General features: G+C 36.6%; 7 protein-coding genes and 1 pseudogene. All 8 read left to right on the plus strand.

Annotated features, from left to right (window positions below):
* Positions 1-64: 64 nt before the first annotated feature.
* Complete coding sequence (locus tag FW780_RS21025) at positions 65-811, plus strand: glycerophosphodiester phosphodiesterase family protein (protein WP_149835559.1); 747 nt, start codon at positions 65-67, stop codon at positions 809-811.
* A gap of 462 nt (positions 812-1,273) precedes the next feature.
* Complete coding sequence (locus FW780_RS21030) at positions 1,274-4,237, plus strand: SusC/RagA family TonB-linked outer membrane protein (protein WP_149835560.1); 2,964 nt, start codon at positions 1,274-1,276, stop codon at positions 4,235-4,237.
* Between the two features lie 11 nt (positions 4,238-4,248).
* Positions 4,249-5,697 carry a SusD/RagB family nutrient-binding outer membrane lipoprotein gene (locus FW780_RS21035; RefSeq protein WP_149835561.1) on the plus strand — a complete coding sequence of 483 codons (1,449 nt, stop codon included), beginning with the start codon at positions 4,249-4,251 and terminating at the stop codon, positions 5,695-5,697.
* A 91-nt stretch (positions 5,698-5,788) separates the two neighbouring features.
* Positions 5,789-7,351, plus strand: a complete 1,563-nt coding sequence (locus tag FW780_RS21040) for a calcineurin-like phosphoesterase C-terminal domain-containing protein (RefSeq protein ID WP_149835656.1) — start codon at positions 5,789-5,791, stop codon at positions 7,349-7,351.
* Positions 7,352-7,685: 334 nt separating this feature from the next.
* The gene (locus tag FW780_RS21045) at positions 7,686-8,399 is read left to right on the plus strand and encodes a 3-ketoacyl-ACP reductase (protein ID WP_149835562.1); all 714 of its coding nucleotides are present in this window, start codon (positions 7,686-7,688) and stop codon (positions 8,397-8,399) included.
* A 348-nt stretch (positions 8,400-8,747) separates the two neighbouring features.
* A complete protein-coding gene (gene prmA, locus FW780_RS21050) occupies positions 8,748-9,575 on the plus strand; it encodes a 50S ribosomal protein L11 methyltransferase (RefSeq protein ID WP_047420603.1) in 828 nt (275 codons plus the stop codon).
* Positions 9,576-9,598: 23 nt separating this feature from the next.
* On the plus strand, positions 9,599-10,438 hold the full coding sequence (locus FW780_RS21055) for an SH3 domain-containing protein (protein WP_149835563.1): 840 nt from the start codon (positions 9,599-9,601) through the stop codon (positions 10,436-10,438).
* Positions 10,439-11,452: 1,014 nt separating this feature from the next.
* Positions 11,453-11,551 (plus strand): annotated as a pseudogene (locus FW780_RS21060) (hypothetical protein); the annotation flags it as partial.
* Positions 11,552-11,660: the final 109 nt, after the last annotated feature.

The following is an 11,660-nucleotide window of genomic DNA, read 5'->3' on the forward strand; positions in this document are numbered from 1 at the left end:
ATATTTTAATAACTACCTTTATCAGAAGTTTCATGACTTCTTTTTTAATTATCTAAATTATATTATGAAAAATTTTATCTTAGGGTTAGCAGTTTTAAGTACAGTTATGATGAAAGCACAAACCCAGATCATTGCCCATAGAGGATATTTCCAGACACAGCCTCCTACGACGGAGAACTCACTTCAATCATTGGAAAATGCTCAGAAGTTAAAAATATATGGGTCTGAATTTGATGTAAGAATGACAAAAGATGGTGTATTGGTGATTAATCACGATGAACATCATGGTAAAATGGAAATTTCAGAAGCTACATTCAAAGAATTGGAAGCACTGAAATTATCTAATGGAGAAAAATTTCCCACATTAAAAGATTATTTGAAACAGGGGAAAAAAGATAAATCTTTGAAGTTGATCGTTGAGATCAAACCTGCCAAGACTCCGGAAATAGAAAATGAAATCACGCAGAAAACGGTTAAAATGATCAAGGATATGAAGCTGGAATCTCAAAGTGAGTTTATTTCTTTCAGCCTGAATATCTGCAAAGAGATCAAAAAACAAGCTCCTTCCTTTAAAGTACAATATCTGAACGGAGAACTGTCCCCGGAGCAGATCAAAAAAGAAGGATTGGACGGTATGGATTATCACTACAGTGTTTTCCAGAAAAACCCTACCTGGATTGCTGAAGCAAAGGTATTAGGACTAATTACCAATTCATGGACAGTAAATGATATTGCTGTATATGATGAGTTGAAAAAACAAGGAATCGGGTTTGTAACAACCAATATTCCTGATCAATTAAAGAATAAATAACGATTTAAAATCTTTCACAAATAGTACAACTGAAGGACAAAATATTCCCCTCCTCTGGAGAGGTGGCGAAAATTCAAAGAATTTTTGACGGGGTGGTTTAAACCCATCTCAACTAAATAATAATCAACAATTTAAAAAGTCTGCTCCCTTATAAAGAAGCAGACTTTTTCTTTTTTTAAGTGGTAAACAAAAAACTATGATTGAATTTTATTTATTGTTTTGTAAATCAGTATTTTATATATACCGTGTGGTATTATCTCAAAGAAAGACAATAAAGATACATAAATACAATTGTAGAATAGTATTAAAAACACTTAATTGTGTAAATGGTTGTTAATTAAATATTTATGTAATGTTATTAAGGCTTGATTAATATACAGTTTAATGTTTTTTTAAGAAACGTTAAAACTGTGTTAAGGTCATCCTTATAATGTCGTTCTAATTTTGCGCAAACAAAAGGAAATGCGTAAAGAGACACAAAAACTGTTGGTTTTGTCGCTGTTAGGATTCGTCAGTGTTAATCTGGTGGCTCAGCAGAAAGCTAAAAAAGACACAATTAAAGGAATTGATGAGGTAGTAGTAACTGCTTTGGGGATCAAGAGGCATGACAGAGCTTTAGGTTATGTTGCAGAAAAAGTAGAAGCCAAAACATTTGAAGAAACCCAGAATAACAACTGGGCACAGTCAATGGAAGGGAAAGTGGCAGGTCTTAAAATTCAGACTGCCGGAGCAGGGCCGCTTGGAACTTCCAGAATTACTTTGAGAGGGGAAAAATCCATTATGATGGATCATAACTACGCTTTGATTGTAGTAGATGGAGTGCCAATGGGAAATTCTACCACAGGTTCCGGTACAGCAGCCTATGGAGCAGGTTCTGGAGGAGATGTTCCCATCGACCTTGGAAATGGTCTGAACAGCATCAATCCAGATGATATTGAATCTGTAACAGTCTTGAAAGGAGCTTCTGCAGCCGCTTTATACGGTTCCCGTGCAGCCAACGGAGCATTAATGATCACTACAAAATCCGGAAAAACAAAGAACGGAAAACTGAGAGTAAACTTTAATTCTTCCTCAAGCTTTGATTCCGTATTGAAATGGCCGGACTGGCAATACGAATATGGGCAGGGAACTCTTGCAACCAATACAGCAGGGAATTTTTACTATTCTTATGGCCTTTCCGCAGATGGACCAAGTACGGGGGGGACAAGTAGTGCTTTCGGGCCTAAATTTGCAGGCCAGTATTACTTCCAATATGATCCTACTGTACTGGGACAAAGTAAAGAAAGACAATTGTGGAGACCTTATGAAAATAACATTAAAGGTTTCTGGAGAACCGGTTCTACCTACTCAAACAGTATTTCAGTAGAAAGCTCTAACGAAAAAACAAGTTTCAGGTCTTCACTTACGTATCTTAATAATGAGTGGATGATGCCGAATACAGGCTTTGACAGGTTCAACTTTGCTTTATCATTTGCGCATCAGCTTACCCAAAAATTAAAAATCTCAACAAAATTTGCCTATAACACTACTTCCAGTGACAACCTTCCTGCGACGGGATACAACAACCAGTCGATTTCTTATTTCATGATTTTCCAGAATCCAAATGTGGATCTTGAATGGTATAAACCCATCTGGAAACCAGGACAGGAGCAGGTTGATCAAATCCATCCGTTCAGCTCCTTTATTGACAACCCTTATATGATCGCTTACGAAATGTTGAACGGGGTCAGAAAAAAGACCATTACAGGAAACATTACGGCAGATTATCAGTTTAATAAAAATTTCAGTTTAATGCTGAGGTCTGGTATTGAAATTCTGAATGAAAAAAGAACGACCAAAAGGCCATGGAGTTCTGCAAATTACCTGAAAGGGTTCTACAGAGAACAGTTTATCAAAAATCAGGAATACAACAATGACCTATTATTCTCTTACAAAGCAGACTGGAATAAATTCAGTATTTCTGCCTCTGCAGGGGGAAGCATCCGTTATAATGAATACCTGATGACAGATTATCAGGCCATCGGATTGAAAACTGCCGGTGAATACAGTCTTACCAATGCGCTTTCAATTCCGGTTAAATATCCGGCACCAAGAGATAAACATGTAGACAGTGTTTATGGATTGCTTACGTTGGGATATGACAATAAAATATTTGTGGATGTTACCGGAAGAAATGACTGGAGTTCTACACTTCCGAAGCAAAACAGATCATTCTTTTATCCTTCTGTAAGTACCAGTTTTATTCTTTCAGATATCTTCAACCTGAAAAGTAATAACCTGAACTTATGGAAACTGAGAGCTTCATGGGCAAAAGTAGGGATAGACAGTGACCCTTATCTTTTGGATAACTATTATAGTGCAAGCAACATTACAGGAAGTGTAATAGCGCCTACCACTTTCAATAATCCTTCCCTTAAACCTGAGAAAAACACCAATATTGAAGCAGGTATGGATTTCAGCCTTTTCAAAAACAGGTTGAACCTTAATCTTACCGCTTATCAGAACATGAGTGAAAACCAGATTATTCCTGTTTCGCTGCCTTCCGAAAGCGGATATTCCAAAAGGGTAATCAATGCAGGGAAAATCAGAAACAGAGGTCTTGAACTTTCAGCTGATATCTTAGCAGTGAAAGGTGAAAACTTCTCGTGGAAAGTAGGCGGGAATTGGTCTACCAACGAAAACAGAGTAATGACGCTGCCGGAAGGATTTGATGGAATCGTTTCCAACGTAGGAGATGTGGTATTCTATAAAATGGAAGTAGGAGGATCTCTTGGAGACATGTATGGATTTAAACTACTAAGAACTCCGGACGGAAAAGTAATCTACGGCGACAACGGGCTTCCTGCAAGACCTGCGGATATTGAAAAAGTAGGCAATGCATTCCCGAAATGGAGAGCGGGCCTTCAGAATGATTTCAAGATTAAAAACTTTACAATAAGTTTCTCATTTGACGGTCAGTATGGTGGGATTGCTTATTCTCAGTCGCATCATAAAATGTCCGAACAAGGGAAACTGAAATCTACCCTTCCCGGAAGAGATAATCCTGGCGGAATGATTGTAGGAGACGGTGTGGTGCAGAATCCTGACGGATCTTTCAGCACAAATACAAAAGGAGTCCTTGTATCCTCATATTATGGAGATTACTATAGAAGAGCCAATGTGGAAACCAACAGCTTCAGCACAGATTTTATTAAGCTGAGAGATGCAAGAATCGCTTACTCTTTCCCGAAAGAAACCATAAAATCTATAGGTCTGGATGATCTTACGATTGCCATTTTCGGAAAGAATCTGTGGATGTGGACGAAGTTCCCATTGTTTGACCCTGAAGTTGCTACACTGGATAATGCAACCATTACTCCGGGAGTAGAAATGGGACAGCTTCCAACGGCAAGAACAGTCGGTTTTCAGTTAAATCTTAAATTCTAAAATCTTTAAAAATGAAAAAAATAATCATAAATCTGACATTGGCTGCTTCTGTTTTTTTGCTTCAGTCCTGCGACAGAACGTTTGAAGAAATCAATACAGATACCAGTAAAATAAAAGACCCTTCTGTGGGAAGTCTTCTTGCTCCTATTCAGTATGAAATGGGAAGTTATGGCTATAACAGAGCAGACGATTTCACTTTTGATATTATGCAGATCGCTTTAGATTTTCCCAATGAAGGAAATACCTACAGCAGATACTATATGGATGAAAAAAGTGGTAACGGATACTGGAATACCTCTTATAAATGGCTTAAGCAGGTAAGTGATCTTAGAAAATATGCAACAAAAGAACAGAATAATAATTATCTGGCAATATCAATGGTCCTGAATGCCTGGATTGCTTCTAATCTTACCGATGCTTTCGGCGATGTACCTTTATCTGAAGCAGTAAAGATTGAAGAAAATATTTTAAGACCAAAATATGACAAACAGAAAGATATCTACATTCAGCTCTTAAATGATCTGAAGACGGCCAATTCACTATTCAACGTCAACCAGGCTCTGGCAGAAACAGATTTGTTTTACAATGCCAACACTAACAGCCAGACCGGTATCTTAGGATGGAAAAAATTCTGTAACTCTCTTTCATTAAGGTTGTTAACGAGAATTCTAAGCAGAAACGGAGAAGTAAACGTATATGAAAGAATTCAGGAAATTGTAAACAATCCTGCACAATATCCTGTTTTTCAGAATAATACAGACAGTGCGGTGCTGCCACTTTCAGGAGTATCTCCATATTTGCCGCCAATTGCCCGCCCTCAGGATTTTACAGCGTACAGATCAGCAGGAGAATTCTTTGTAAACGCCATGAAAGATAATAATGATCCAAGGCTAAGTATGTTTTTTACGAAAGCAAAAGCAACTACCGGGGAAGATCTTGGGTATAAAGGTGCTCCTTCCGGATATGCTTTGGGAACAGCTTTCAACTATCAGCCTTCCAATCTTAACCAAAACCTGGCAAAAGCACCATTGAAGATTTTAATCATGACCTATTCTGAAGTTCAGTTTATCCTTGCAGAATTGGTCAACAAAGGAATTATCGCAGGAAATCAGCAGACATATTACGAAACAGGAGTGAAATCTATTATTGAACAATGGGGAGCAACGGTTCCTGCCAATTATTTCAGTAATAGCAATGTAGCTTATGATGGCTCACTGCAAAAATTGATGCTTCAGAAATACATTTCCCTGTTTTTTGTAGACCATCAGCAATGGTACGAATACAGACGTACAAAACTGCCTGTACTTCCTAACAACGGAGGGCTTCAGAACGGAGGGCAGATGCCTGTAAGGTTCATGTATCCTACCACTACAAAAGTGATGAATACAGATAATTATAATGCAGCCGTACAATCCATGGGAGGAGATAATATCAACGTGAAAATGTGGTGGAATAAATAATATTCCGAATTAAAAATTAAAATAATTTAAAGATTAAAAGATTAAAAGATTAAAAGATTAAAAGATAATGAGTATCAGTATAAAACTTTTAATGCCTTGCATGTTGGTTTCAGCAATGGCATTCTCGCAGACTTCTGTTTCCGGATATGTATACGAAGACAATAACAAAAACCAAAAGAAAGAAAACCGTGAAAAAGGAATTGAAGGAGTTGCCGTTTCTAATGGTGTTCAGGTAGTTCTTACCGATAAAAATGGTAGATACAGCCTTCCGGTTCAGGAAGATCAGACTATTTTTGTCATCAAGCCTTCAGGGTATCAGACTGCTTTAAATGCGAACAACTTACCTCAGTTCTATTACCATCATAAACCAAAAGGTTCTCCCGCAGATTTCAAATACAAAGGAGTTGCTGCTACAGGAGATCTTCCCAAAGAACTGAACTTTCCGCTTTATAAGCAAAATGAAAACAAAAACTTTGATATTCTTGTTTTTGGTGATCCGCAACCTTACACAGAAAAAGAACTGGATTACTTCAAAAGAGGAATTGTAAATGAAGTGAAGAATACCAAGAAAAATGCTGTATTGGGTATCAGTCTGGGAGATTTGGTAGGAGATAATTTAAGTCTTCAGAAACCATATGCAGACGTGATGAAAGAAGTTGGGCTACCTTGGTATAATGTGATGGGAAATCATGATATGAATTATGATGCGAAAGAAGACCGCCTTTCCGATGAAACATTCGAGTCTAATTTTGGTCCGGCCAATTATTCTTTCAACTATGGAAACGTACACTTTATTATTCTCGATGATATTCTTTACCCGGATCCAAGAGACGGCAAAGGATATTGGGGAGGATTCCGTGAAGATCAGCTACAGTTTATCGAAAATGATCTGAAACTGGTTGATAAGAATAAGCTTATCGTACTATCTTTCCATATTCCATTGGAGCATAACAACGAAGACAGCTTCAGAAATGCAGACCGTCAGAAATTATTTGATTTCTTAAACCCTTTCCAGAACGTATTGCTTTTATCAGCGCATACCCATATTCAACAGCAGATTTTCTATGGAAAAAAAGCAGGCTGGAATGGCATCAAAGACTTACATGAATATAACGTAGGAACTACTTGTGGCGACTGGTACTCAGGAACACCAGACGATGCAGGATTACCTACTTCCACAATGAGAGACGGAACAGCAAAAGGATATTCATTCATCAGTTTTGCAGACAATCAGTATAAAGTTAAATACAAAACAGCGGGAAAACCGGACGATTATCAGATCAAATTATATATTCCGAAAGTGATTCCTTCCTCAAGAACCTCTGCAAAAGTATTGGCCAATTTCTTCATGGGAAGCAAGAAAGACAAAGTAGAATACAGAATAGATGGCGGAAAATGGGAAGAAATGGAGTACGATGAAACCATAGATCCGAATTTTGCCCTTTCAGTTTTCAAATGGGATGCTACAGAGAAAATTTTTCCGGGAAGAAGACCTTCCAATCCTGAAATGTCAAAGCACATCTGGGAAGCAGATTTTCCTAAAAAATTACCACTGGGAAAACACAAAGTTGAGGTGAAGGCTGTTGATATGTACGGAAATGAATTTACCGCTTCAGAAGAATTTGAAGTTCAGAATTCAATCCAGATTCCTTAAGCTTTATTTTTTTTACTATACTTTTTTTTAGATTTTGAAACCGGTTCTTATGAGCCGGTTTTAATTTTTTTACTAAACTTAGATAAACCACAAAAGTCACAAAAGTTTTTTAAGCTATAACTTTGGGTATAAGAAGCGAATTTAAGTTTTATAAAAATCTGCGTTTTCAACTTATATGAACTTTCTTGCAGGATGATAACAACTTTCAAATATTCTCAATGCTAATCATCTTTTGTGACTTTTGCGGTTGAATAAAATATAAGTTAAATCTGTGTTTTCACCCACTCGTAAAAATGTTCTTTCGTAACTTTGTATAAAGAAAAGTATCATTACTATGAATATAAACGGAAAAAATGCCATCGTAACAGGTGGTGGAAGAGGACTAGGGAAAGCGGTAGCACTAGCTTTGGCCAATGAAGGAGTAAACGTTGCCATTACAGGAAGAAACGAAGAAAACCTAAAAATGACAGTTGAAGAAATCAAAAAACTGGGAGTAAACTCAGCATACGCAGTTTTTTCTGTAGACAATGAAATTCAGGTAAAAGCTGGAATTGAATCTTTAGCAGAACAACTGGGAGGTATTGATATTCTGATCAACAATGCAGGAATCGGAGACTTCGGAAGTATCGAAGAAATGCCTTCTGAAACATGGGAACAGGTAATTAAGACCAATTTATTCGGAGTATATTATGCAGCGAAAGCGGCTCATCCGTTTATGAAAGCTAAAGGAGAAGGTGATATCGTAAACGTAGCTTCTACAGCTGGTTTGAAAGGTGGACCTAACATGTCCGCATATGCAGCATCAAAAGCAGCAGTCGTATCTTTATCACAATCCATGATGGCAGAGTGGAGAAGACAAAATATCCGTGTAATCACGCTTACTCCAAGTACTATTGCTTCAGATATGAGCATCCAGGGAGGGCTTACAGACGGAAATCCTGATAAAGTATTACAGCCGGAAGACTTCGCAGAATGGGTAAGAGACATTCTGAAAATGAACAGAAGAGCATTAATTGCAAACGGTTCAATCTTCTCTACAAATCCTTAAGAGGTTTAAAGTTTAAGTTTTAAGGTTCAGGGTTTAAAGTTTTTTGCAAAGAAATGTTACTCTGCCTTGAACAATAAAAAATAATAGGAGCGGGCTATTATCCTAAGTGTAGACGAAGGGAGCCCGCTTCATCTTTTTACACGTTTTACATGGCTTTAGCCGAAACTTAAAATCTTCCCGCACTAAAAAATCTGTGAAATCTGTGAAATTCGTGGGATAAAAACGTTACAAATAAATTTTCCTGCCATTTCATTCAAAAAAGCACAAAAATCCCCGGTTTCAGCCAAAAATGACTCCATCATTTTTTTAACAATAATAACATTAGTATTTTTGCAGCAAATTAGTCACATGCAAAATTATTTAGAATTCAATTTTAAAATTTCTCCATTACAGCCTTGGAATGAGATTTTAATGGCAGAGCTTATAGAAATAGGCTTTGACAGCTTTACAGAAGAAATTGACGGAATTTTAGGATATATCCAGACAGAATTGTTTCAGGAAGACCAGTTGAAAGCACTTCCGATCTTTGAAAATGAAAACGTAAAAATCGAATACACTTTTGAAGAAATGCCGAATATCAACTGGAATGAAGAATGGGAAAAGAATTTCTCTCCAATCAATATTGATGATAAAGTATTGATCAGAGCAGAGTTCCATGAATCAGTGCCGGGAATGCATGAAATTATTATTCAGCCTAAAATGTCTTTTGGAACAGGGCATCATCCTACCACTCACCTGATGATCCAGCAAATGATGGATATCGACTTCAATGGTAAAAAAGTATTGGATATGGGATGCGGAACTTCTGTATTGGCAATTTATGCAAAACAGCAGGGAGCAGGAGATACGAAAGCCATTGATATTGATGAATGGTCAGTAGAAAACTCAAAAGAAAATGCAGTTAGAAACAGTGTTGAATTAGATATTGAACAGGGAACTGCTGAAAATTTAGGAAAAGAGAATTTTGATGTTATTTTAGCCAATATCAACAGAAATATCCTGATTTCAGATATTCCGACCTATGTTTCAGTATTGAATAAAGGTGGAAAACTATTGCTTTCAGGACTGTGTTTCTTTGATGTAGATGATATTCTGGAAGTATGCAAAGAAAGCGGGCTTGAGCTTAAAAAGCAACTACAGCGTGAAGAATGGGTAAGTCTTCTGCTTGAAAAATAACACACAAAAAACAAAATACGAATATGAAAACTTTATGGACAGCTTTATTGATTCTGATGCTGCAATTTTTTAGTGCGCAGGAAAATGAAGTATATGCAGATGGTGTCTTTGGTTTTGAAGAAAATAAAACGCAGAAAATCTTTACAGACTGGACTCGTGTGAGACTAGATCCGGGAGTTAATACTCAGGTTGTGGATTCATTACAGACCAATCAGCAGGTAATGATTCTTAAAAAAGAAGAAACGGTCCTGAAGTTGGGAGAAAGAGCAGCCAATTGGTATAAAATCTCTTATCAGAAAGGTGAAAATACTTTGGAGGGATATATCTGGGGTGGTAATCTTTGCGTAGGATACCGCAACAAGAATGGTTACGATTTTCTTTTCGGGCTTTCCAAAACGATTGACAGAAAAAATAAAGAATACAACCAGATAGAAAAGCAGAACATTGCCGGAATAAAGGTACTGGAAGGAAGCACACTCATTGATGAGGTATATTTTGATACAGGAAAAGGTGAGGAGCTAAGCTCTGCGTCCTTCAATATAGAAAGCAGCCATAAACTGCAGAATGTTGAATTTACCCTGAAAGCAATGGTTTCCGGAGAGGCTTGTGGAATAGCAAGCTATGATCAGTATGTTCTTTTTAAAGATAAAAAACTGATTACCCTTCCCCAATTGATGAATGTGGGTGATGTCGGAGCTTATTATCACACTGAAGAATATGTTTTTCCTAATGATAAAGGAGGATTTCCCAACACATTTGTCCTTAAAACAGAAGATATGGAAGTAGATGAAAAAGACAGAGAGAAGAAAAAGCACTCTTCCAAAACCTATCTTTGGAACGGAAGTTCTTATAAATTAAAATAATACTATTCCTCAGAATAAATTAAACCGCTGTAGCCGCAGCGGTTTTTTTATTGTATAAAATGGCCTATAAAAAAATAGGATTGGAACAAACCAATCCTACCCAAACATGATTAAGTGTATAGTTGAGCCATAAAGGCTATAAGGAATTAATGCACAAAAAGATTTTTATTGATCCTTAACCAATGTTTCCTTGATACTAATTAAAACTAACTAAGTGACCTTTCGGCAACGTTTACCGTGTAAAAGTAATAGGTATTACTGCCGCTGAGAACAAAAGATAAACTGATTCAGCGAAATTAGTCGGTGAAACGGCGTTTTAATCCAGTGAAACGAATGATGTTATTCAGAGATAAGTATGCTAATTTAATTACGGCGGGAAAGGCTTTGTTTACGCTCTTAATTTTTGTTATTCCTTACCAACTTCTATTAATAGTGGGAATAATTGAAATTTGATAGCTTATTATGGTTTATTTAGATTGCCAGGTTTATGCTTAGAATTAGAAGTAATGATTTCACCTTTACTTTTTACTCATGTCATGCAAAGAATAGTATTGGAAACTTCTTATTAATTTATAAAACAAAAAAGACTCACTAAAAAATAGTGAGTCTTTAAGTGAACTTGACAGGATTATCTTCGAACTCTTTGGTTGCTGACCTTAATTGGGTTTTACGAGTATTTTGTTGATTATTAGTTGTTTATTGTTGAATGAAATAGTTCGGTTTCTGTATGGAGTACCAAAGACCATATATTACGAAGTTACACACAAGGGAAAAAGTTAAAAATACGGCAGATTATTTATCTGTCGTATTTAAGTTATAAGGCGTTGTATTATTTGCTGCAAAATACATCAAGCATATGGGAAAGTTCCTATCGATTCGGCTGGTATATGATTGGAAAAAAAATATGTAGTAACTTGAGGTAGACAATCAATATCAATATATGATTGTTTTAGTCGAAAAAACAAATGCTTGGTTACTTGAAACTTATCAATATGCTAGTTCTTTGCGTATTATGATATGACAAATGATTTTGTGTGTACCACATATTATGATCTGCTGTATACAGAAATAACTGATTTCATTGCCATCTATATGGGGCGAAATGGTATTTGATAGAAAGTGCTATCCATGACAGAATGCTGATGCGATTAGTGCTGTTTTTATTAAATTCAGTTGGTCTACCGGATTACATAAATTATTGGAAGGTGTTTGAAATCAGCAA

This window comes from Chryseobacterium sediminis (assembly GCF_008386505.1).
GTDB lineage: Bacteria > Bacteroidota > Bacteroidia > Flavobacteriales > Weeksellaceae > Chryseobacterium > Chryseobacterium sediminis.

Bases quoted from the DNA above. Each gene is read 5' to 3' on its own strand.
- FW780_RS21030 (WP_149835560.1), top strand. From the start codon at position 1,274: ATGCGTAAAGAGACACAAAAACTGTTGGTTTTGTCGCTGTTAGGATTC.
- FW780_RS21040 (WP_149835656.1), top strand. From the start codon at position 5,789: ATGCCTTGCATGTTGGTTTCAGCAATGGCATTCTCGCAGACTTCTGTT.
- FW780_RS21045 (WP_149835562.1), top strand. From the start codon at position 7,686: ATGAATATAAACGGAAAAAATGCCATCGTAACAGGTGGTGGAAGAGGA.
- FW780_RS21055 (WP_149835563.1), top strand. From the start codon at position 9,599: ATGAAAACTTTATGGACAGCTTTATTGATTCTGATGCTGCAATTTTTT.
- FW780_RS21035 (WP_149835561.1), top strand. From the start codon at position 4,249: ATGAAAAAAATAATCATAAATCTGACATTGGCTGCTTCTGTTTTTTTG.
- FW780_RS21025 (WP_149835559.1), top strand. From the start codon at position 65: ATGAAAAATTTTATCTTAGGGTTAGCAGTTTTAAGTACAGTTATGATG.
- prmA (WP_047420603.1), top strand. From the start codon at position 8,748: ATGCAAAATTATTTAGAATTCAATTTTAAAATTTCTCCATTACAGCCT.